Annotated in this window: 18 protein-coding genes; 5 read left to right on the top strand and 13 right to left on the bottom strand. The window is 72.6% G+C overall.

From position 1 onward, the window contains the following. Positions 1 to 16: 16 nt before the first annotated feature. The 4 genes from EAE32_RS04610 to EAE32_RS04595 are packed head-to-tail and all read right to left on the bottom strand — an operon-like array spanning position 17 to position 3,993. Positions 17 to 667, bottom strand: a complete 651-nt coding sequence (locus EAE32_RS04610) for a DUF3253 domain-containing protein (protein WP_121864303.1) — start codon at positions 665 to 667, stop codon at positions 17 to 19. Further along, positions 664 to 1,614: a WcbI family polysaccharide biosynthesis putative acetyltransferase gene (locus EAE32_RS04605; protein ID WP_121864302.1), complete on the bottom strand. Its 951-nt coding sequence runs from the start codon at positions 1,612 to 1,614 to the stop codon at positions 664 to 666. The genes EAE32_RS04610 and EAE32_RS04605 overlap by 4 nt, the downstream gene beginning before the upstream one ends. Further along, positions 1,607 to 2,824, bottom strand: a complete 1,218-nt coding sequence (locus tag EAE32_RS04600) for a glycosyltransferase (RefSeq protein WP_121864301.1) — start codon at positions 2,822 to 2,824, stop codon at positions 1,607 to 1,609. The genes EAE32_RS04605 and EAE32_RS04600 overlap by 8 nt, the downstream gene beginning before the upstream one ends. Continuing rightward, positions 2,821 to 3,993, bottom strand: coding sequence for a glycosyltransferase family protein (locus EAE32_RS04595; RefSeq protein WP_207803853.1), 1,173 nt, complete (start codon positions 3,991 to 3,993; stop codon positions 2,821 to 2,823). The genes EAE32_RS04600 and EAE32_RS04595 overlap by 4 nt, the downstream gene beginning before the upstream one ends. Positions 3,994 to 4,287: 294 nt before the next feature. Between EAE32_RS04595 and EAE32_RS04590 the strand changes: the two genes are divergently transcribed. Further along, a complete protein-coding gene (locus EAE32_RS04590; protein ID WP_121864300.1) occupies positions 4,288 to 4,911 on the top strand; it encodes a TetR/AcrR family transcriptional regulator in 624 nt (207 codons plus the stop codon). Then, positions 4,908 to 6,734: an MDR family MFS transporter gene (locus EAE32_RS04585; protein ID WP_121864299.1), complete on the top strand. Its 1,827-nt coding sequence runs from the start codon at positions 4,908 to 4,910 to the stop codon at positions 6,732 to 6,734. Before EAE32_RS04590 ends, EAE32_RS04585 begins: the two co-directional genes overlap by 4 nt. Positions 6,735 to 6,873: 139 nt before the next feature. Here the strand turns inward: EAE32_RS04585 and EAE32_RS04580 are convergent, their stop codons facing one another. The 4 genes from EAE32_RS04580 to galU all read right to left on the bottom strand — a co-directional run bounded on the left by EAE32_RS04580 (position 6,874) and on the right by galU (position 11,641). Continuing rightward, positions 6,874 to 8,847, bottom strand: coding sequence for a CYTH and CHAD domain-containing protein (locus EAE32_RS04580; protein ID WP_121864298.1), 1,974 nt, complete (start codon positions 8,845 to 8,847; stop codon positions 6,874 to 6,876). Between the two features lie 82 nt (positions 8,848 to 8,929). Next, positions 8,930 to 9,847, bottom strand: coding sequence for a hypothetical protein (locus EAE32_RS04575; RefSeq protein ID WP_243635571.1), 918 nt, complete (start codon positions 9,845 to 9,847; stop codon positions 8,930 to 8,932). A gap of 227 nt (positions 9,848 to 10,074) precedes the next feature. Continuing rightward, a complete protein-coding gene (locus EAE32_RS04570) occupies positions 10,075 to 10,671 on the bottom strand; it encodes a GNAT family N-acetyltransferase (RefSeq protein WP_206059826.1) in 597 nt (198 codons plus the stop codon). Between the two features lie 61 nt (positions 10,672 to 10,732). Further along, complete coding sequence (galU, locus tag EAE32_RS04565) at positions 10,733 to 11,641, bottom strand: UTP--glucose-1-phosphate uridylyltransferase GalU (RefSeq protein WP_121844869.1); 909 nt, start codon at positions 11,639 to 11,641, stop codon at positions 10,733 to 10,735. A 109-nt stretch (positions 11,642 to 11,750) separates the two neighbouring features. Here galU and EAE32_RS04560 point away from each other — a divergent pair, with 109 nt between their 5' ends. The 3 genes from EAE32_RS04560 (at position 11,751) to cpaB (ending at position 13,732) form a co-directional block, all read left to right on the top strand. Next, complete coding sequence (locus tag EAE32_RS04560; protein ID WP_240624960.1) at positions 11,751 to 12,446, top strand: 5-formyltetrahydrofolate cyclo-ligase; 696 nt, start codon at positions 11,751 to 11,753, stop codon at positions 12,444 to 12,446. Positions 12,447 to 12,498: 52 nt separating this feature from the next. Further along, entirely contained in the window at positions 12,499 to 12,861 is a 363-nt protein-coding gene (locus EAE32_RS04555; protein ID WP_121844870.1) for an FmdB family zinc ribbon protein, read from the top strand. 199 nt (positions 12,862 to 13,060) lie between these two features. Next, complete coding sequence (gene cpaB / locus EAE32_RS04550; protein ID WP_121864297.1) at positions 13,061 to 13,732, top strand: Flp pilus assembly protein CpaB; 672 nt, start codon at positions 13,061 to 13,063, stop codon at positions 13,730 to 13,732. Between the two features lie 472 nt (positions 13,733 to 14,204). Here cpaB and EAE32_RS11760 read toward each other — a convergent pair whose 3' ends face one another. The 5 genes from EAE32_RS11760 to EAE32_RS04525 all read right to left on the bottom strand — a co-directional run bounded on the left by EAE32_RS11760 (position 14,205) and on the right by EAE32_RS04525 (position 22,600). Next, complete coding sequence (locus tag EAE32_RS11760) at positions 14,205 to 18,104, bottom strand: hypothetical protein (RefSeq protein ID WP_165860424.1); 3,900 nt, start codon at positions 18,102 to 18,104, stop codon at positions 14,205 to 14,207. A gap of 96 nt (positions 18,105 to 18,200) precedes the next feature. Further along, complete coding sequence (gene guaA, locus EAE32_RS04540; RefSeq protein ID WP_121864788.1) at positions 18,201 to 19,799, bottom strand: glutamine-hydrolyzing GMP synthase; 1,599 nt, start codon at positions 19,797 to 19,799, stop codon at positions 18,201 to 18,203. 42 nt (positions 19,800 to 19,841) lie between these two features. Then, entirely contained in the window at positions 19,842 to 20,435 is a 594-nt protein-coding gene (locus tag EAE32_RS04535; RefSeq protein ID WP_121844872.1) for a DUF3817 domain-containing protein, read from the bottom strand. Continuing rightward, the gene (locus tag EAE32_RS04530; RefSeq protein ID WP_121864296.1) at positions 20,428 to 21,408 is read right to left on the bottom strand and encodes an SURF1 family protein; all 981 of its coding nucleotides are present in this window, start codon (positions 21,406 to 21,408) and stop codon (positions 20,428 to 20,430) included. The genes EAE32_RS04535 and EAE32_RS04530 overlap by 8 nt, the downstream gene beginning before the upstream one ends. Before the next feature lie 70 nt (positions 21,409 to 21,478). Beyond that, positions 21,479 to 22,600, bottom strand: a complete 1,122-nt coding sequence (locus EAE32_RS04525; protein ID WP_121864295.1) for a GuaB3 family IMP dehydrogenase-related protein — start codon at positions 22,598 to 22,600, stop codon at positions 21,479 to 21,481. Positions 22,601 to 22,603: the final 3 nt, after the last annotated feature.

The raw sequence follows: 22,603 nt of genomic DNA, 5'->3' as shown, positions 1-22,603 counted from the left end.
GTCTGGGCGGACGGGCTCACTCACCGTCCGCGGGCATTCCCGCGAGCTCCGGTCCGGGTGCGAGCCGGATGGGACCGCGGGCTGTACGAACGTCCACTGTCTCACCTTTCTGCTGGACCGTGATCTCACCCACACCGGCCATGTCGCCCGCGACCTCTCGAATCTGGGGCATGAGTTCGCGCCAGTTCTCCCCACCCAGCGTGCGGGCCACGTCCGACGGGCAGATGGTCGTGCCCGCCCGGTGCCGCAGCAGCGCCCTGACGGTGGCCGCCTCCCGGGCCCGCAGCCCCTCCTCCGACGGGGTCTCCCACCACGGCTCCCCGCGCTCGCCCAGGGCAACCTTCGCGTCCTGCACCCGATCGCGGGCGTGCTCGCGCTTCGACCTCACCGCGCGCCGCGCACTCATCAGCTCGTCCACGAGCTCCTGGCGGAAGTTCTCGGGGATCCCGGGGTCCGTGGCACGCCACTTCCGCCCCTTGACCACGATGTGGTGCCCGTCCGGGGTGCGCTCCGGTCCGGACGACGACGCCGCTGCCGCCCCCTCCGCCCCAGGGGTCGCCTCCGCGACGTCACCCGTCTCCGTCGTGTCCCCGGACTCCGTCCCGTGCTTCGCCGCCACCGCAGCCTCCTCCGTCGAGTGCTTGTTCTGGGAACCGTCCGCGCTCATGCCCTCAGCCCCAGGGCCTCGATCAGCTGAGCGTGGCGGGCCAGACCGGCCGTCACCACCGAGGGGTGCTGCGCGTACCAGCGCAGGTGCTCGGCGGCCACGTCCTCCTCGGGGACGTGCTCGCCCTGGATGATCCAGTCGTCGTGCGGGCCTCCCTCCAGGTCCGCGGGGTCGAACCCCAGTGCCGTGAGGGTGCTCGTGTAGATGGGCGCCCTGATGCCGCCGAGCAGCACCCGCCCGGGGTCCGGCACGGGTGCCGAGAGACCCACGTCGTCCAGGACGGCGGCGGCCACGGCCCGCAGCACCCCGTTGGTCGGGTGGTTGATCACGTGCACCGCGTTGGGCCCGGCCGCGTCCAGCAGGGAGGCGACGTCCAGCGTGCGGTGGGCCTGCTGGCGCAGCCGCAGCTGCCGCAGGGACTCCTCCCGGGCGGCGCGCACCGCGTCCGGTCCGGGCCGGGCCAGCTCCACACGGCGCTCACCACGGGCGGCCGCCGCGAGCACCCGGAGGTCGTGGTACGGCGCCACGGGCGGGTCGCCCACACCCGGTGCGCGCACGATCGCCAGGGTGGGCATCAGCGCCGTCCACCGCATGGCCGGGATCCGCACCACCCGGGCGTCGGCGGCGAGGTGCGGCAGGACGTCGTCGTTGCCCAGGGGCAAGGAGCGGTACCCCGCGGCCACGGGCTGGGTCACGAACAGGCTCAGCCGCGGCAGCAGGTCCAGCAGGTGCGGCAGGTCCTGCTCCAGCAGCTCGTGCACCGGGGGCATGCGCACACCGTGCCAGTCCCCCGCCAGGGCGCCGTGGAGCAGCACCCGCAGGGACTCCGCCTGGCAGTTGCCGTACACGGCGAACAGCGGCCGGTCCGGCAGCTCCGTGAGTCCGTAGAAGTCGCCGTAGTGGGCCCGGCGGCCCGGGTCCCGCGGATCGAATCCCAGCTCAGCCATGGTGTTCCACCCTGTCCTCGAGTCGTCGGTCGGTGTCCGCCGCGTGGGCGGCACTGTCTGCCGGCGCCACGGTCTCGGGGCGCGACTCGCCGCGGTGCACGGCCCGGACCGAGCGCACCGTGAGCAGTCCCGGCACGTGGCTCTCGCCGCGGGCGCACCACTGCCGCAGCGCAACGTCCAGCACGAGGGGCGCCAGGACGTCCACCGCGACGACCGCGCGGTCCAGGATGCGGGCCGGGGGTTCTCCCGTGCGGACCCGCGGATCGGCGGCGAGCGCCTCGGGCACCTCGTCCCGGTCGGTGAACCACACACCGGCGTCGGTGTCCCGCAGCACGTGGGACGCGGTGAGGTAGGCCTCGGCGTCGTCCCTGTGGCCGGCCACGCGCACCACGGCCCACGGCTGCTCGTGCACCACGCCCGCCCCGCGGGTGCTCGGCAGCGGAATGCGCCGCGCGAGCGCCAGGGTCTCGGCGTCCTTGACGGCGCGGGTCGACGCCCGGCCCGCGAGGTCCGGCCCGTCGTGCCACGCCCCGGCGCCCGGCACGTGGATGAACTGCGCGCCCAGCTGGCGGCAGCGATACGCGAGGTCCCAGTCCTCTCCGCCGTAGCCCACGAGAGTCTCGTCGAATCCGCCGCAGCGCTCGAACAGGGCGCGGTCCACCGCGAGCAGCGCACTGATGACCAGCCGGAAGTCCTCGGTCCCCGCCGCGCGCAGGTTCTCGGTGCGCCGGTAGCCGTCCGTGAGCCACGCGGGGTCCTGCAGCCGCCGCACCCCCGGCACGGGCTCCCCCGCGACCCAGCGCAGGACGCCGGTCACGCCGCACCCCGTGAGGTCCGCGTGGTGACGTGCGCCCACGGCCAGCACGCCGTGGCCGTCGTCGGCGGACTCGAGGCCCGCGAGCAGTGCACCCACGAATCCGGGCTCGGGAATCATGTCCCCGTCCAGGAACACGAGCACCTCGCCCGACGCCGCCCGCGCACCGAGGTTCCGGGCGGCACCGGCCCGGAACCCCAGGTTCTGCTGCCGCACCACGCGGCACGGGAAGGGCGTGGCGGGGAGCACCGGGGGGACCGCCGAGCCGTCGTCCCCAACCACCACCTCCAGCTGCCGCACCGAAAAATCCTGCCGTGCCAGTGCCGCCAGGGCACGGTCCAGACCCGCCTGGTTCTCGAAGTAGGGGATGACCACGCTCACCCGCGGCTCGTTCATGCGGTCCCCTCCCCTGCGGCAGCAGCGCGGGAACCGCGGGGCTCGGATGCCCCGAGACCGGTATCCCCGGTGGACCGGGGTTCCCCGGCGAATCGGGCACCGCCGACACCCGACCCGGGACCCGAGGTCGGGTGCGTGGGACTGCCCGCACCGTTCTCCGAGGGGCGCTCGCCCGCCACGCGCACCCACTGGACCGCCGCGGCCCGGGCGGTCGAGGGCAGGTCCGCGGCGCGCCACTCGTCCGGGTGGATCCACGTGCTCAGGGGGTCCTCGAGGGCGCGGGCGAGGGAGGCGTCGAGGTCACTGATCAGGGTGAGGGCCCACGGCGCACGCTCCGCGAGCTCCTCGAAGAACGGGTGCGGCGTGACCAGGGGGCGGCGACCGCTGGCGATCCACCGCCCCACGGACCCGGACGCGGACACGTGCGACGGCGCGACCACCGGCACGGTGACCTGCTGGGCGGCACGGGTGAGGGCGGCGTCGTCCAGGAATCCCCTGGCCCGGAAGAAGTGGCCGTGGTGCCGGGCCTGGGCGTCCAGTGCGGGGACGAGGTCCTCGTGGCCGTCCGAGGCGCGGCCCAGCGCCAGCACCTCCACAGGGCCGGGAACGTCCGTCAGTGCCTGGACCACCCGGTCGTGGCCCTTGCCGGGGTACAGGAACCCGAGCACCCCCACGGTGGGCTCCCCTCCCCCGGCGGCACGACGGCGCGCCTCCCGCCACTGCTCCGGCTCGGGCGGGTCCACGGGCAGGGGATCCACCACCACGGACACGTCCGTGGAGCAGGGGACGTGGCGGCGCAGCTGCTCCCGCTCGGACGCGCTGCACACGATCACGGTGCGGGCGGCCTGAACCACCTCGGCGTAGGCGGCCCGGCGGGCCCCGAACGCGTGGCCGTCGGACGGCTGGGGAATGTCGTGGAGGGTCGCCGACACCGGCCGAACGGCCGCGATCTCCGCGACCGCACGCGCGGCGAGCGCCGGGGAGGCCCCGAAGATCCGGTCCGTGAAGTGCAGGTGCACGGGGGACGTCCCGGCCACCAGACGGGGCATGAGCTCGTCCACCGTGCCGGTGAGGGACGGGGCCTGCGGCGTGCTGGACGCCAGGTGCTGCGCGTGCAGGCGCACGCCGTGCTGCGCTGGGCCCACACAGGCCAGGAGGGGTGTCGTCACGCCCTCACTGTAGCCGCGGCCGCGGACGCGCAGAACGGGATCGGGCGGTCACCGCGACCGTGCCGGGGACGCCACCGCGCGCGCCGGGTGACGCAGGAACGGTCGGCGCCGGAGCGGTCGGTGAGCGAGCGGCCGACGCGGGAGCGGTGAGTGCGGCGGCAGCGGGTGCCGCCGCGGCGTCGTCGACCCGACCGGCCTCGGAGAGCTTGCCGAAGAAACTGTCGTGACAGGAATCATACTCACCGGGCAAAGAATGCACTTGTGCAAGATTGCACGAGTGCATAACCTGGGGCGGTGACCACGTCCCAGCCCTCCCTGCGCGAACGCCACCGCGCGCGCACCCTTGCCGAGATCCACCGGGCCGCCCTGGACCTCGCCGGCGAGAGCAGCTACTCCGACACCACGGTGGACGCCGTGGCCGAGCGCGCCGGGGTCTCACGACGCACCTTCTTCAACTACTACGCGAGCAAGGAGGACGCCGTCCTGGGGCTCACGCCGCCGCACATCACGGAGGCCGCCCACGCCCGCTACATGGACCGCAGCACCGGGGACGAGTTCGCCCGCACAGTGCGCCTGTTCATGGACGTGCTGCGGGACGCCACCGGACCGCCCGAGTTCATGGCCCACCGGCAGGAACTCGTGGAGCAGCACCCGGAGCTCAAGCGCCGGATCGGGCTGCACGTCACCACGGCGGAGAGCCTGGTGGTCTCCACCGTCACGGAGCAGTCCGCGCTCGGCGCGAGCCCGCGCTCCGAGGAGACCTCCCACGCCTTCGTCCTGCTCGCGGGGTCCGTCATCAAGTTCGCGTTCCGCACGGACTCCCACCTGGCCGCCGCGTCCCAGGACGACGCCGCCGTCCAGCACGCTCTCGACCACGCCATTGGCGTCTTCCGCACCGCATTCAAGGAGATCTCATGACCGCCACCGCTTCCCGGGCTGGAACCAGCCCCGAGACGGACGAGAAACCACCGCACCTCGGACTGCTGTTCGCGAGCCTCATGGTCGTCATGCTGCTCGCGTCCCTGGGCCAGACCATCCTCTCCACCGCCCTGCCCACCATCGTGGGGGACCTGGGCGGGGTGGACCACATGAGCTGGGTGATCACCGGCTTCATCCTGGCCTCCACCGTGATGATGCCCGTGTACGGGCGCATCTCCGACCTCTTCGGGCGCAAGCCCGTGCTGATCGCGGCCATCGTGCTGTTCCTCATTGGCTCCGTGATGGGCGCGTCCGCCGGGACCATGAGCTGGCTCATCACCGCCCGCGTGGTGCAGGGCCTGGGCGGCGGGGGTCTGATGATCCTCGCGCAGACGTCCATCGCGGACGTGGTGCCCGCCCGTGAGCGCGGCAAGTACATGGGCGTGATGGGCGCCGTGTTCGCCGTGTCCTCGGTGGCCGGACCGCTGCTGGGCGGCTGGATCACGGAGGGCCCCGGCTGGCGCTGGGCGTTCTCGTTCAACATTCCCCTGGGCATCCTGGCGATCATCGCCGTGGCGGCGTTCCTCCGCCTGCCCAGCCGCCCCCGCCAGGAGCGGGAGAAGATCGACTACCTGGGCATGGTCCTGCTGGCCGGCGCCACCACGTGCCTGATCCTGGTCTGCACGTGGGGCGGCACCCAGTACGACTGGACCTCCCCTCAGATCCTGCTGCTGTGCGCCACCACCCTGGCCGGGGCCGTGGCGTTCGTGTTCGCGGAGACCCAGGCGAGCAGTCCCGTGATCCCGCTGTCCCTGTTCAAGGACCGCAACTTCACCCTGACCACCCTCTCCGGGCTGGCCGTGGGCGTGGCCATGTTCGGAGCAATCGGCTACATGCCCACGTACATCCAGATGGTCAAGGGCGTGGACGCCACGCAGGCGGGCCTGCTCATGACCCCCATGATGGCCTCGCTGCTGCTGACCTCCATCCTGTCCGGGCAGATCGTCTCCCGCACGGGCCGCTACAAGTTCTTCCCGCTGATCGGCATGCTCGTCATGGGCGTGGGCCTGTGGCTGCTCTCCACCCTCGAGGTCGCGGACCCCACGTGGAAGATGTGCGCGTTCCTCGCGGTGTTCGGCGCGGGCATCGGTGTGAGCATGCAGATCCTGGTGCTCATCGTGCAGAACTCCGTGCCCAACCGGATCGTGGGCACCGCCACGGCGTCCAGCAACTTCTTCCGCCAGGTGGGCGCCACCGTGGGCTCCGCCGTGGTGGGCTCGCTGTTCATCTCCCGCCTGAAGGACCTGCTGGAGGAGAACCTGCCCAAGGTTCCCGGCAAGGCCGCCGGCGGAGGGGGTGCGATGGATGCCAACTCGTTCACGCCGCAGACCGTCCACGGACTCCCGGACATGTTCCGTGAGCCGGTCATCCAGTCCTACAACGACGCCCTGCTGCCCATCTTCCTGTTCATGATTCCGCTCGCCGCCCTGGCGTTCGTGATGCTCCTGTTCGTGGAGGAGAAGCCGCTGGCCACCCGCGTGGACCTGGCCACCGGTGAGATGCCAGCCGTGGATCCCGCGCCCGCCCGTCTGACCGAGGACGAGTCCGAGACCGCGCCCACGGCCGCGACCGTTCCGCACGACGACGACGCCGCGGCGTCGGCCGAGCGCGCGGCAGGCCCCGTCACGGCGTCCGCCCCGGCCACCCCCGTACCTGCCGGGACGGCCTCGGACACCCCTGCTTCCGCGGGCGGAACCGCCACCGGGGCCACGGCCCGCCGCTCCGGCCGCGGCCGCCACCGGGCACCGCGTCACCGCGCCTGACCCACGGTCCGGAGGGTGTGCCTCGCAGGCGGAGCCCGCACGGCATGCGAGGAGCACCCCTACACGGCGAAAGGGACTGGCCCCACCGGACGAGATCGTCCCGTGGGGCCAGCCCCTTGTCACGCTCGCCGCCGCCCGGTCAGTCCCTGGAGGGCAGGGCGTCCTTCAGATCCTCCACCAGGTCCTCCAGGATCTCCGCGGACTCGAGCATCCCGTTGCGCAGCTCGGTCAGCTCCATGCCGTGCAGCACGCCCACCGCGTAGCGGTCCTTGCCGGTGCGCTGGAAGGACCGGGCGGCCCGGGCAAGCCACTCCTCCATCACCGCGGCATCCGTGATGACCCCGAGATCGTCCTGGTAGTCCTTGGCCACCACGGCCGCCCGCGTGCGCTTCTTGCCGGGTCTGGCGTGGGCCGCGGTCAGCGCCTCGCAGACGTAGCGCGCGGACTTCGCGGCCTTGCGGGTCTCGTGCAGCACGTCGAACGCCGCAGCGGTCTGGCGGGGATCCTTGCCCGGGAGACTGATCCGCTCCCCCACGTCCGCCGCCATCTGGCTGAGCTCCACGTCCTCGCCCGCAGCCGGCAGGGTGGTGGTGGCGGTCACCAGGACCCGGTTCAGCGCAGCTCCCAGGACGGCCTTGGAGAACTTCTTGGCACTCACCCGTGCGGTCTCCTCCGTGAACCCCTCTCCGCGGCCCAGGGCCCGGAGGTCACGCAGCAGCTGCAGGTACGGTGCACTGTCCAGCTCCCGGCGCACCGCCCGGCCGGTGTCCGTTCCCAGGTGGCGGGCGGCCTCTTTCAGGTCGGCCTTCGCCGCCGCGCTGAGGACCCCCGAGGGCTGCCCCTCCAGGAGCACGTCCAGCCGCTCCAGGGCGACCTCCTGGTCCCGGGCGTCCCCCAGGACCCGGGCGAGGTCCTTGAGTCGTTGCTCCATGTCCACCACGGTCTCGTCCGCGAGGAAACCGCGGGATGCCTGGAGCACGCTGCGCAGGGCCCGCGAGCGCACGCGCATCTGGTGCACCGAGTCCTCGGCTCCGATGCGCACCGCGAAGTCCCAGCGCTGCAGCTGGTCCGTGAGGCGGGTGATCATCAGGCTCAGCACGTCGGCGCCGGTGCGCTCCGCGGGCTTCTCCCGGGCCGGGCCCCGGTCCTTCCCCGCAACCGGGGCGTTGCCGTCCCGCTCGCCCTCGGACTCGCGGTCCTGTGCGGCGCTGCGCCCGGCGTGGTCGGTGGACTTCTTCGGGGTCTTCGGGGCGGACGGGTTGCGGTCCTGACCGGGGCCCGCCGCCGCAGCGCCCTTGTGCTTCTTCTTGCCCTTGTCCTTCTTCGTGCCCTTGGACGTGCTGCCCTTCGGGTCTGCGCCCTCGGGGGTCCCTCTTCCGTCCCCTGCGTCCGCCGCCGCGCCGGTGCCCGAGGTGTCCGACGCGGTGTCTGCGGCCCCCGACCCGGCGGCGTCGTTGCCCGGGGCGTCCGCGGGAGACACCACGCGCACGGTGTCACCGCCGTCCTGCCCCAGGGCACGGGCGATCTTGGCCACCGAGGAGGAGGGCGCCGCACCCGCGGCGAACAGCACCTTCTCCACGGCCTCGAACACGGCACGCGACTGCTTCTCCGTGAGGTCGTCGCGCGTGAGCTCCACCTCGCACTCCGTCCACGCACGCGTGACGCCCGCCCGCTCGTCGCGCGCGGTCACGGCGTCCAGGCACAGCTCCGCGTACTGCTGACCTTCCGAGAGCACGGGGTGCAGCGTGCGGTGGGTGTCCACCGTGGCCACGGGGCTGAGCTCCTCACCGAGCGTGAGACCCAGCAGGACCTTCCGCAGCGCCGCCGGCAGCCTCGTGGGCGCGGTCTTGAGGGGTTCGTGGTGCAGCTCACCCCGGGCCCGGCCCGCCTCGTACTTGACGTGCCAGCCGTCGTCGCCGCCCCCGGTACGACGCCGCACGGCCACCTTGGCGCGGGACAGCAGCAGGTCTGCGGTGTCGTAGTAGGTGGCGGACATCTCGTGCTCCACAGGGTCACCCACCGTGAAGTGCTCGAGCTTGTGCAGCTTGAGCTTGGGCTTCTTCGTTCCCGAGACGTCGTACTTGCGCTCGATCTCGACCTGATGCGTGACCATGGTGCTCCCTGTGTGAAGCGCGCCGCGGTCCTCGTGAGGTCCGCGGCGCAGCTGTCGTCAAAGTGGTGGGTGGTGCGAGGCGTCAGGCGCGGCGCCGCTTCAGGACGTCGTCGAGGTTCAGCGCCGTGGACTCCTGCTCCCCGGTGCGCACGGCGTCCTTGAGGGAGGCGGATTTGGCCACGGGCCGCTCGGGCACCCGCAGCGGTTCGGGGGCCTCACGGTGCACCACGGGCGCCTGGGTGTAGAGGGGCTTCGGGACCGGAACGGGCTGCCACGTGGCGGCTCCCGATCCGGAGGCCTCCGACCCGGCAACCCGCAGCGCGATGGCGCGCAGTTCAGCCACGGTGTAGGTGGGCTCGGCCGCGGGGCGCGGTGCGTCCTCGATCTCGGGGACCTCGTCCTGGGCGGGGAGGTCCAGGGCGGCACTGGCCTCACGGTCCTGCTCCGCCAGGTCCTGGCGCACCTCGTCCTCGTTGTCGAAGATCGTGTGCTGGACAGGTGCGGAGCGGTGCCCGGAGGAGCCGGTGGCCGCGCGCTGTTCGCGCTCGGTCACGGCGAGGTAGCGCAGCCCCGCCACGCACCCGGCGCCCAGGAGCAGCAGGACCACGGGAACGGCCCAGGTGACGGCGGTGAAGGGAGCCGCGAGCGCGGTCAGAACGGCGGCGAGCAGCAGCGCGACACCGGCGGCGAAGACGATCGTGCGGTCCCACTTGATGCGCAGCCCCGCCAGGGAACCCCGCTGAACCGTGAGGGAGCTCGGCGCATGTGCCGTGGTGTCCATGGCTGTCGTCTCCCGTTCGTGAACGTGTGATCGGTCTCTCGCGACCACTCTACTGGGCGAGGGGCGGTCCTGGGGCCCGGTGTGGAGGGCGGAGTCCAGCTGCAGGTCCGGCGCCTCCACCTGAGCGAGCACGGGGACACTGGTCCGCCGGGCCACGTGCGGTGCGAGCCACATCGCGCACAGCACGATGATGGCGACCAGCACCACCGAACTACTCACCCACGAAAATCCCACCGTCTCAGGGTAGGGCAGGGCGGAAAGATTCCCCTGCTGGAATGAGCGTGTTGCTCACATCAATGTAATTCGATGGTTCTCGTGAGGACCGCCATTGCGTGACCTGCCCTTCCTCCGGTTCTCACGAGGATCCCCGGGGTGCGGAGGCGCCACGGTGTGCGGGTGTCCGCACGGTTCCCACTCCACTGGGGCTGGCGGATACCGGCCGGTGGTCAACGTGGCGCGGCGCGCACGGTGATGCCGTCCTCCCCGCCCGTGAAGCGCCGCACCAGCCCCTCGGGAACCTCCTCGGCAGTCAGCGCGAAGCTACGGTGATCGGCCCAGTTCCCGTTGATGTGCAGGAAGCGCTCCCGCAGACCCTCGTCCCGGAACCCCAGCTTCTCCACCACGCGGAGGGACTTGGCGTTCTCCGGGCGGATGTTGATCTCCATGCGGTGCAGCCGCAGGTGCTGGAAGCAGTAGTCGGTGGCCATGGCAACGGCCAGGGGGGCGATGCCGCGGCCTGCCTGGGCCCCGTCCACCCAGTACCCGAGGGTGGCGGAGCGGAAGGATCCCAGGGTGATGCTGGAGACGGTCAGCTGCCCCACGAGCTCCTGCCGCCCGCTCCGCGGTTCCAGCTCCGTGATCAGCCACGGCAGGCTCTGGCCCGCGCGCGCCTGCTCCCGCATGCTCCGGACGAACCTGCGGAAGGAGGGGGCGGCGGCCCCCGGCTCGGGGCTGCTGGCCTCCCACGGCTCGAGCCACTCCCGGTTGCGGTACCGCACCCGGTCCCACTCACCCCGGTCGGCCGAGGACAGTGGGCGCAGCATCAGCTGCGCCCACTGCACCGTGACCGGCCACCCGGCTCCCGCGCCCACCCGGTGGAAGCCCTCAGGCCTCGAGGTTCTGCGCGTAGTCCTTGATCCAGGAGCGCAGACCGGGACCCAGGTCCTCGCGCTCGCACGCGAGTTCGATGTTGGCCTTGAGGTAGGAGAGCTTGTCCCCGGTGTCGAAGCGGCGGCCCTTGAAGACCACGCCGTACATGCCGTGGGCGTCCTCGCCGCGGTCCGCGATGGTCTGCATGGCGTCCGTCAGCTGGATCTCCCCGCCCCGGCCCGGCGCGGTGCTCTCCAGGACCTCGAAGATCTCGGGGTGCAGGACGTAGCGGCCGATGATGGCCAGGTTGGAGGGGGCGTCCTCCGGCGCGGGCTTCTCCACCAGGCCGTTGACCTGGACGAAGTCCTCCCCCTCGACCACGCTGACGTCCGCGCAGCCGTAGGCGCTGATGCTCTCCTGCGGCACCTCCATGAGGGCCACCACGGAGCCCCCGGTGCGCTCCTGCACGCGGATCATCTGCGCGAGCAGGTCCTCCTTCTCGTCGATGAGGTCGTCACCGAGCAGCACCGCGAAGGGGTCCTCGCCCACGTGGATCTTGGCGCGCAGCACCGCGTGCCCGAGACCCTGGGGATCCTGCTGGCGCAGGTAGTGGATCTCGCCCAGGTCCGAGGCATGCTCCACCTCCGAGAGCAGGGCGTCCTTGCCGGACTCCTTCAGCTGCGCCTCGAGCGCGGGGACGCGGTCGAAGTGGTCCTCCAGGGCACGCTTGGAACGTCCCGTGATCATGAGTACGTCGTCCAGGCCGGCGTTCACGGCCTCCTGCACCACGTACTGGATGGCCGGGCGGTCCACGACCGGCAGCATCTCCTTCGGCATCGCCTTGGTGGCCGGGAGGAAGCGGGTGCCCAGCCCCGCTGCGGGGATGACGGCCTTGTGTACGCGCGTGGTCTCCTGTGAGCTCATGGACCTAGGGTAGACGACGACGCCCCGCGCGCCGGGTTCTCGTGCCCGTGTGATGCGGGAACAGGGCGATGTACTCCCAAGAGCGGACAGCACGGTCAGGAGATCCCACGTGACGAACGGACCGGCGGATGCGGACGCCAAGGCGCGGCTGCGGGGCGAGGTGCTGGAACGGCGTCGTCGTCGGGCCGGCGCAGCTCGGCGCGGCGCCGAGGCCGGATTCTCCCGTCACCTCGCGCGTGTGCTGGCGGAGACGAACGCGCCCGACGTCGCGGCGTTCCTTCCCCTGCCCGGCGAACCGCCCCTGCTGCCCGCGCTGGCTCAGGCGCACGAGCGGGGCCACCGGGTGTGGTTGCCCGCGGTGGAACCGGGCCGCCGTCTGAGCTGGGTGCGGTGGCAGCCGGGGACGCCGCTCGCCCCCGGTGCGCTGCCCGGTCTGCTGGAGCCGACCGGGCAGCGCCACGGGACCGAAGCCTTCACCGCCGTGGGGCTCCTCGTGGTGCCGGTGGTGGCGGTGGGCCGGGACGGGGTACGGCTGGGATTCGGCGGCGGGTACTACGACCGCTTCCTGCCCGTGCTCTCGGCCGCGGGCCACCGACCCCGGATCATGGCGTGCTGCTTCGCGGACGAGGTGATGCCCGCCGGGTCCGTGCCGCGCGAGTCCCACGACGCGGTCCTGGACACGGTGCTGACCGAGCACGGGGTCGTGGTACTGCGAGAACCTGCTGGCGACCGCTCTCCGGCTCCTGCGACGACCGGACGGGGCGCCACGCCCTGCGGCGGATCCGAAACGCTGCCGCCCGAGTAGCATGTGAGCTCGACCGATCACCGGCCCCTCCCACGCCCGAAGGAACACTTCCGTGCCCGTTTACGCCTACGCCTGCAAAGACTGCGGCCACGCATTCGACATCCGCCAGTCCTTCTCCGATGACGCCCTGACCGTCTGTCCGGAGTGCGGTGGGCAGCTGCGCAAGAAGTTCAACTCGGTGGGCGTGGTCTTCAAGGGCTCCGGTTTCTACCGCACCGACTCCCGCTCGGCGTCCGGCGCAGGCTCCTCCGGCTCGGACGACTCCGGTTCGGGGTCCGCGGGCACCTCGTCGACCCCGTCCTCCGGGACCGGCAAGGACTCGGGCTCCGCGGACTCCTCCTCCGGCTCCGGGACGCCCTCCTCCTCGGGCACCGGCGCTGGGAAGGCCGGCACGAGCACCTCACAGGACAGCTGACCCGGGCTCCCCCGCCAGCTTCGGGCGCGCTCCACCAGAGCCCTTGCACCGGACCCACCGCGCGCGCTGAGCCCACGCGCCGGATTCACCGCGGCATCCGATCTGCACCGCGGTGCGGGTGCCACGGGCCGCGCCCGCACCGCCCACAACAGCGGACGACCACCCTCGATGGGGTGCCACCCCGGTTAGCGTCCGAGCCATGTCCTCACGCCTCCCCCGCTATCCACTGGGTCTCCGGCTGCGCACCGCGGTGCGACGCCGCCACCGCCTCGTGGCCGCAGCCCTGTGCGCCGTGGCCCTCACGCTCGTGGTCCTGCGCCTCGCACCACCCGGGGCGCAGACCACCCCCGTGGTGACGGCCGCGCGGGATGTTCCCGCGGGACGGCACCTCTCCGCCGGTGACCTGGTCATGACCGAGTTCCCCGCGGACCTCGTGCCGGGAGGGGCCCACACCTCGCTCGCGGAGGCCGATGGGCAGACCACCACGGTGGCGCTGACGGCCGGGCAGCCCGTGACGCCGTCCACCGTGCTGGGGCCCGGTGTGCTCGCGGGGCAGCCGTCCGGGACCACGGCCGCGACCGTGCGGGTCAGCGATCCCGCGGTACTCCGTCACGTGCGTCCCGGTGACGCCGTGGACGTGGTGCACCACGCCGACGACGCCCGCTCGTCCCCCGGACGCACCGCTGCCCGCGGTGTGACCGTCCTGTGGGCCGCGGCAGCTCCACCGGAGCAGGGCTCGTCGGTGCTGTCCGGCGGCGGCACGGACGGCGACGCCGGACTCGTGGTGCTGGCCGCGCCTCGGGAGACGGCCACGGAACTCGCCTCCCTGGAGGGCTCGGGCCGGGTGTCCCTGGTGCTGGTGTCACGGTGACCCCACCAGGTGCAGGGCGGGAGTCAGTGCCGGGTGCGAAGCACGGGCAGGGCCGCGGCCCGGCCAGGAGCACGTGCTCCACGGGGCACCGGGAGACCCGCCCCGGCGCGTTCAGCCCCAGTGGGGCGGTCGCTGCTCACGCAGCCACTGCTCGTGCCCCCCGGTGGAAGCGCCCTCCCCCGGCTCCGGCGCGTCGGCGCCAAGGCGCCGGGCGGCGTCGCCCCACTCCGCGTCGCCCAGGGCCCGCTCCGTATCCGGTGCCGCTCCCCCCGTGGCACGCCGGTGCGTGCCCCGACGCCGCCCGCGGCCCACGGCGGAGTCCCCGGAGGGGTTCCCTTCCGGGAGGGTCCGTTCCCCGACCTGCCCGGGTGCCGAGGGTTCCCCGGTCGTGGTCCCGGGCTCACCACGGGAGACCCCCGTGCCACTCGGGGTTCCCGCGGGAGAGCCCTCGCCGCCCCCGGTGGGGACGTCCTCAGGCACGGTGCTCGCCCTCGGACGGCCCCTGGCCGAGCCCGCGGGTGGAGTCCTCCGTGACCCGCGGCGCACCCCGGCGCACCGCTGCGGCGGGCGAGATCTGCTGCTCCCCCTGCGCTTCTCCGAGACCCAGGTAGCGCTGCACGAGGCCCGCCACGGTCTGGGGATCCGTGAAGACCTCCACGGACCACAGGCTCACGTAGTTCCACCCGGCCCGTTCGAGCTGCTGCGGGAGCAGCCGGGAGCGCTCTCGCACGCTCAGACCCCGGCTGCGCTCCGAGCCGTCGGACTGCAGCGCCACGGGGATCCGCACCCGGGTCTCTGGGCCCGAGCGCTGCAGCACCGCGCCCGCGGAGAGGGACTCCGCGTCCGCGTGGGCGGCCATGTCCACGGCGTGCGCGTAGCCGGTGTGCACCGTGGCCCCCGCTCCGCGCAGCCGCCGCGCCAGATCGGCCACGAGTGCATCCGTGGTCTCCTCGGCATCGGCCGTGGGCGCCGGTGCACGCTCCGAGGTGGTCTCCTCCCCGAACAGCACCTCGAGCATGTGGTACATGTCCTTGGCCCCGTGCTGCAGGCGCCGTGGTTCCGTGTCCTTGGGGTGGATGGACGTCACGATGTGCGTGTGGCGCCGGGCCCGGGTCATGCCCCGCACGAACGCCTGACGACCGTCGCGGTCGGACAGCGAGCCCAGCTGCGGGGTGCTGCGCCCGGAGGTGGTGCGCCCGAAGCCGAGCGAGAAGATCACCGTGTCCCGCTCGATGCCCGCCGCCCGGTGCAGCTCCACCACACGGAAGGACTCCCGGCCCGGGGCGAAGAACTCCGCGGACTCGCCCGACTCGCGCAGCCTGCGCTGCACCGCCTGCGCCACGCGGGCGGCATGCAGCGCACTCGCGGTCACCACCGCCAGGGAGCGCTCCGGGTGCCGCGCGGCGTGGGCGAAGACGAGGTCCACGGTGCGCTGCACCTCGGCCGACGGCGCCTGCACACCTTCGCTGCCTGCCGTGAGCACCCCCACGCCGTCCACCACGTACTCCGCGGACAGTCCCGTGGTGGCGCCCATGAGCTCGGAGGCGTACGGGACCCGGGTGAGGGCGCCGTCGTAGAACGCGTCGTTGAGGTAGGTGAACAGGCGCGGGTCCAGCGCCCGCCGCACCGAGGTGAGGGAGCGGGAGTCCACCACGCGCGAGAGCGCGTCGTACACGGAGTCCACCTCGGCCACCGGCTGGGGCACGTCCCGCGCGGAGACCTGGGGGGCCACGGTGAACGGCTGCGGGCCGCCCGCGTGGCGGTCACCGAACGCGATGACCTGGCGCGCCTTCACGATCGCGGGAAGGGTGGCCGCGAGGGGGGTGGACTCGGCGTCCAGGACCACCACGGTGTCCACCTGCTGCTCCTCGCCCAGCGTGGCGGTGAGCACGAGTGGGCTCGCGGTCCACACCGGCACGAGGGCCGGTGTGAGGTGCTGGGCCCGGTCCAGCTGCTCGGTGCGCACCCGGCCGCTGCGGAGCATGTCCCGCAGCTCCCGCGCCTCGCGGGGAAAGCGTCTGGCGTCCCGTGCCCAGCGGGTCGCGAGCGCGTGCTCGAGGCGCGCCGGGGCGGAGGCGATGTGCGCCGAGTCCGCGCGGCGGAACGCGGACTCGGTGGCGCGCAGCCGGGACCCGTCCGGCATGGCCACGAAGTCGTCACCGCTGATCATGGCCTCCAGCACGGACTGCCACCAGGCGAGCTCCAGCTCGTCGTCCACCCGTTCCGCGGGCACACGGCGGGTCTCCAGGTCCTCCAGGAACTCCCCGAGGCCACGGGCGCGCAGGTCGTCCAGGAGCACGGTGCGCTCCGGCAGCGTGCTCAGGTGCGGCTCGTCGTTGATGAGCTCGTCCAGGATCTCCTGCAGCTCGTCCACCGAGGCGTTCTCGAGCCGCTGGGCAGTGGCCGAGCCCTCCAGCGCGATGGCCAGGCCCTCGAGGTCCTCCCGGAACCGGCGGTGGGTGCGCAGGGTCTCCTCGGCCCGGTCGGAGACGGCGGGCTGCTCCAGGGTGGTGGCCCACTGCCGCCAACGGTCCCGTTCCGACTGCACCTTCACGAGGGCCGCGTGCAGGTCCGAGAGGTGGACCCCGGGACGGATGTACTCCTTCGCGGCCTTGCGCAGGCGGGAGCGCTGCAGCCCGCTGAGCTCGATCTCGTGGTCGCGGCGCCAGGCCGCGGAGGCGGTGGCGGCAATCAGGTCCGTGACGGGCCGGTCGTAGATGTCCGGGGTCAGGTGGGCCAGGGAGTTGCCCACGTCGATCACGAGTTCCAGCTGCTGACCCCACTCCGCGATGCTCGTGCCCATCCGCAGGCCCGAGACCCCCAGGACGTGGCGCATCGCGGTGCTGAGGGTCGTCAGCTCCAGCAGCAGGGACTTGGCGAGGTCGTGCGCCTGGCGCGCCTCGTCGTCGTTGACCAGCCGGGCGCCGTGCCACGGGCCCGCCAGGGTGGCGGCGTCGAATGCCCCCAGCGCGGCCGCGCGCTGGAGCTGGCGGCGGACCTCGCCGCGGTGGGAGACGGCGTCCAGGACGGAGCGGCGGAAGCGCACGGTGGTCTGGGGCCCCGGCTCCCGCGCGGTGAGCTCCGCGAGCGCCTGCATGGCCTCGTACGGGGAGGCCTGCCACCGGGGTCGCCGGGTGTGCAGGGACTCCTCGTGCACGCGCAGCTGCTCACGGCTGCGCCGGAGCACGTCGTGGATCTGCTCGGTGGCCGGTTCCGCCGCGCGCTCGTTGCGGGCGACGGCGCGCACGAGCCGCTCGGCGACGTCGTCCGGGCTCAGGTGGGAGCCCAGCGGCAGGACGAGCGAGTCCAGGCCGGTGCGGTTCCAGGCCCGGGTGAACGCGGCGAGCGTGGTGCGGGACTCCCCGAGCACCAGGACGCTGCGGCCGCGGTGGACGAGGGCACCCACGGTGGCCACCACGGTGTCCACGGCGGCGGTGCCCACGGGAGTGCCCACCACGAAGCTCTCCCCCTGCTCGGCGAGGTCCACGACCTCCTGCTGGTTCGCGTCCAGGTCCGTGAGCAGCAGCTCGTCGGCGGGGTCCCGACGGTCGAGGGCGGGTGCGCGGCTGCTCACCTCCCGCACCACCGGGAGCTTGCCCACCTCCGGGTTCTTGAGCCGGGCCAGGTCCTCCACCAGCTGCGTGCGCGCAAGCACGTGCTCGTCCGCGGGACGCTCGTGCAGGTCCGCGAACGTGGACACCACCAGCTGGTGCTCCACGTGCATCCCGGGAACGTCCGCGGCGAGCTGCCGCAGCGTCTCGAGCACGGGTGCGGGGTCCAGCTTGCGCGTGCCGTACGCGAGCCGGGACATCTCCGCCGTGGCGAGCTCCACCCCGTGGTCCTCACGCAGCCGCCGTACCAGGGCCGGGTTGAGGTGGGCCGGGCCCACGACGTGCAGCTCGAAGTCCTTGTGGTCCGGGCGCAGCTTGAGGCTCACGGGAGCGAGCAGCACCGGGGCGATGAACCGGCGGAGCCCGTCCGCCACCGGATCCGCGAGCCACGACGCCGTCCCGGCCGCGAGGTACGCGGCGTCCAGGCCGTGGCCCACGGACAGTTCGTGGATCTTGGTGCGCAGGGCGCGAGCGGAGCGCACAGCACGGTCGTAGGCGGGCGTGTCCTGGTGGATCATCGTGGACAGCCGTGTGGGCCGCTGCATGAGCAGCTGCGCCTGGCCCGAGGAGTTCGCCTCCGTGAGGTCGATGCAGACGTTGTCCACCTGGTTGAAGTCCAGGAGGGTGTCCGGTCCCGTGTACGCGTCCATCTGCTGGGTCCACGAGCGCAGGGACACGCGGGGACGCTCACCCCGTTCCGGTACGGCACCCGTGTCCTGGGGGGTCGATCGGGGGCTGTCCTGGGGTGCGGGTGTCGACATGGTGCTCCTACTCACGAGTGCGCCGGTCTGCGCACCACGGGGGAGATGGGGCGGACCGGCGCACCGGAACTGACGGTGACTCTCAGGGTGCGGGAATCACTCCCACTCGATGGTTCCCGGGGGCTTGGACGTGATGTCCAGGACCACCCGGTTGATCTCCTCCACCTCGTTGGTGATCCGGTTGGAGATCCGGGCCAGCAGCTCGGAGGGCAGGCGGGACCAGTCCGCGGTCATGGCGTCCTCGGAGCTCACGGGGCGCAGCACGATCGGGTGGCCGTAGGTCCGGCCGTCGCCCTGCACGCCCACCGAGTGGACGTCCGCGAGCAGCACCACGGGCATCTGCCACACCTCATCGTCCAGACCCGCCCGGGTGAGCTCCTCGCGGGCGATGGCGTCCGCACGCCGCAGGATGTCCAGCCGCTGCTCCGTGACCTCGCCGATGATGCGGATGCCCAGACCCGGGCCGGGGAAGGGCTGGCGGCCCACGATGTTCTCCGGCAGACCCAGCTCGCGGCCCACCGCCCGGACCTCGTCCTTGAACAGTGCGCGCAGGGGTTCCACGAGCTCGAACTGCAGGTCCTCGGGCAGACCGCCCACGTTGTGGTGGCTCTTGATGTTGGCGGCGCCCTCGCCGCCCCCGGACTCGACGACGTCCGGGTAGAGGGTGCCCTGCACCAGGAAGCGCACGGGCTCGCCGTCCTGGGCCTCCTCGCGCAGCACCTTCTCCTCCGCGGCCTCGAACGCGCGGATGAACTCGCGGCCGATGGCCTTGCGCTTGGTCTCCGGGTCCGTGACGCCCTTCAGCGCCTCCAGGAACCGCTCCTGCTCGCGCGCGATGTGCAGCTTCACGCCGGTGGCGGCCACGTAGTCCTTCTCCACCTGCGCCACCTCGTCCTGCCGCATCAGGCCGTGGTCCACGAGCACGCACGTGAGCCGGTCCCCGATGGCACGCTGCACGAGGGCGGCCGCCACCGCGGAGTCCACGCCGCCGGAGAGACCGCACAGCGCCTTGCCGTCGCCCACCTGGGCACGGATGGCGGCGACCTGCTCCTCGATGATGTTGCCGGTGGACCAGGTGGGGCTGAGCTGGGCGCCGTTGAACAGGAAGTTCTCCAGGACCTTCTGGCCGAAGGCCGAGTGCTTCACCTCGGGGTGCCACTGCACGCCGTAGAGACGGCGCTCACGGTTCTCGAAGGCCGCCACGGGGGCGCCCTCGGTGGTGGCCAGCGTGGTGAACCCCTCGGGGGCCGCGGTGACCGAGTCGCCGTGGCTCATCCACACGGTCTGCACGTCCGGCGTGCCGTCCAGCAGGGTGCCGATCCCGGCCTCGGTGGACGTGGCCGTGGTGGCGCCGTACTCGCGGACACCGGTGCGCTCCACGGTGCCGCCCAGCGCGTTGGCCATGACCTGGAACCCGTAGCAGATCCCCAGCACGGGCACACCGGCCTCGAACAGCTCGGCGTCGCGCTGCGGCGCCCCGGGCGCGTACACGGAGGCGGGGCCGCCGGAGAGGATCAGTGCGGCGGGGTTGCGCTGCAGGATCTGCTCGGTGGACCAGGTGTGCGGGACGATCTCGGAGTACGCGTTGGCCTCGCGCACCCGGCGGGCGATCAGCTGCGCGTACTGCGCACCGTAGTCGACCACGAGGACGGGGCGTTGCTCCAGCTCGCTCAGGTTGTCAGAGGTTTCAGTCACGCCCACCAGTCTAGGACACGCGGTGCACTCCCCCGACGGCGCTCAGTACCGTTTGGCGGCCTTCGGATTGGCCGCGAGCTCCGCCTCGGTGGAGCGGTGGATCTTGCGCTCCACGATGAAGGAGAGGAACGGCACCACACCGCCCAGGGCCATCACCACGAGCTGCGCGAACGGCCAGCGCATGAGGGACCACACCCGGAGGCAGGAGAGCAGGTAGACCACGTAGAACCAGCCGTGGACGATCAGGATCCACGTGGACACGTTCACCCCGCCGGCCAGGTTCTCCAGGTCCAGGTTCTGCCACCCGAGGGCCACGGTCTCCCCCGTGGCCTTGTCGGTGCCACCGGCGATCAGGTCGTAGCCGAGCGCGTAGCGGGTGACCATCTCCGCCACGAGCAGCAGCAGGAACGTGCCGGAGACCCAGGCGCACACCTTGTAGATGCTCAGCGCGGTGCGGATCTGCGCCTCGGTGCCCCCGAAGCGCCGGCGGGGCTTGAGGGCGGCCGCCTTGGCGCGCACGCTGTCGGGAACGGTGGCGCGCTCGGGGCTGGCGTCCTCGGGTGCGCTCACGCGCACGCCGTCGGTGCGGCGCACGGGGCGGGGCGTCGGATCGTGCTGCGGCGTGGAATCAGTCATCGTGGGCTCCGTTGTCGGATCGCGGTGCGGGGTCCGGGTCCGGGGTGCTGGACCCTGGCCCCACGGCGGGTTGGTCGTCGAAGTAGTAGTAGCACTGGTCCTGGGCGTCCCAGTAGTAGTAGGACTGCGCGTCGTCGTCCCAGAAGTAGTCGCCGTCGAAGTAGAAGTACTGCTCGGGGTTCTCCCGACGCAGGTGCTCGTCCCGCACGTAGCGCCACCACAGGAAGAGGGCGAACCCCGCGAAGACCACCCACTCCACCGCGTAGAACAGGTTCAGCGCGTGGACGGAGGTGTCCGTGGGCTGCTGGTCGATCCGCAGCCTGGAGAGCCCATGGCCCATCGGCGTGGCCGACGCCGCCACGGTGCCGTCCTCGGCAATGGGCGCCGGGTACTGCCCGGGCGTCTCGGCGAAGGCCGCCACGTACCCCGAGTAGAGCGGGACGTCCCACAGGTTGCTCAGCTGGGCGGAGGACACCGACCCCACCTGGCCGGGCTCGGTGGGCCTTCCTGGCAACGGGGCGTCGGTGGGCAGCAGCCGCCCGGTGACCCGGATCTCACCCGCGGGGGCCCGGGGCGCGTCGTCGGGGGTGGCCACCCAACCGCGGGCCACGGCGAGCCCCAGGTCCTCGTCCGCGGCGTCCCACCGCTTCTGGGAGTCGGGGAGCTCGAGCTCCGTGACCACCCAGTAGCCGGACACGCCGTCCTGGAGCCGACCGGGGACCAGGACGGTGGTCTCCGGGCGGTACGTCCCCACCGCGGTCACCACGTGGTCCGCCTGCTGGGCCGTGGTCGACTCCCCGGGGCGCACCACGTTCTCCAGGTTGCTCACCCGGTCCTTGGCCGGGTCCGCCACGGTGGCCGACTCCAGGGACGTGTTGAGCTGCCACCGGCTGAGGAGAACGAACATGACCGCCACGAGCAGGGCTACCGCCAGGACGGCCAGTGAGCGGGGACGCAGGGCGGATTTCAGCACGTCCCAACCCTACTGGTCACCCCTGGGCGTTCTCCACACACCGGGCCCCGCCGACGCGGCCCCCGGCGTGTCAGTCGCGGATTACCACGTCCGCGCGCTGGAACTCCTTGAGGTCCGAGTACCCCGTGGTGGCCATGGCCCGGCGCAGCGCGCCCATCACGTTGGAGGAGCCGTCCACGTGCCGGGAGGGCCCGTTGAGCAGCTCGTCCAGGGGGCCCACGGTTCCCACGTGCGTGCGCACGCCGCGCGGGGAGTGCGGGTTGTGCGCCTCGGCCCCCCACAGCCAGCCCTGGCCGGGGGCCTCCTCGGCCCGGGCGAGCAGCGTGCCGAGCATCACGGCGTCGGCGCCCATGGCGATCGCCTTGACGATGTCCCCGGAGGTGCCCAGGCCGCCGTCGGCGATCACGTGGACGTAGCGCCCGCCGGACTCGTCGAGGTAGTCCCGGCGGGCCGCGGCCACGTCCGAGATGGCCGAGGCCATGGCGGCGTGGATCCCCAGGATGGACTCCGTGCGCAGTGACGCACCGCCCCCGAAGCCCACGAGCACGCCCGCCGCACCCGTGCGCATCAGGTGCAGCGCCGGGGTGTATCCTGCCGCGCCGCCCACGATCACGGGGACGTCCAGGTCGTAGATGAACTGCTTGAGGTCCAGGGGGTCCTGGGTCTTGGACACGTGCTCGGCGGAGACCGTGGTGCCGCGGATGACGAAGAGGTCCACCCCGGCCTCGAGCACGGTGCGGTAGTGCTCCACCACGCGCTGCGGTGAGAGCGAGCCGGAGACGCTCACCCCGGACTCGCGGATCTCGGCGAGGCGCGCGGTGATCAGCTCGGGCTGGATGGGCGAGGAGTAGAGCTCCTGCATGCGCCGGGTGGCCTGCGGGAGGTTGTCCGAGCTGAGGTCCGCGATCTCGTCGAGCACCGGCTGGGGGTCTTCGTAGCGGGTCCACAGGCCCTCGAGGTCCAGCACACCCAGCCCGCCCGCGCGGCCCAGGTCGATGGCCGTGGCCGGGGACATCACCGAGTCCATGGGCGCACCCACCACCGGGATGTCGAACTGGTAGGCGTCGATCTGCCAGGCCGTGCTCACGTCCTGCGGGTCGCGCGTGCGGCGCGAGGGCACCAGGGCGATCTCGTCCAGGCTGAACGTGCGGCGCGCGCGCTTCGAACGCCCGATTTCGATGTCGTAGCTCACGAG

It is taken from the genome of Kocuria tytonicola, assembly GCF_003687175.1.
Classification (GTDB): domain Bacteria; phylum Actinomycetota; class Actinomycetes; order Actinomycetales; family Micrococcaceae; genus Kocuria; species Kocuria tytonicola.
Note: the sequence above shows the minus strand (reverse complement) of the source record. Positions and strands in the feature narration are given on the sequence as shown.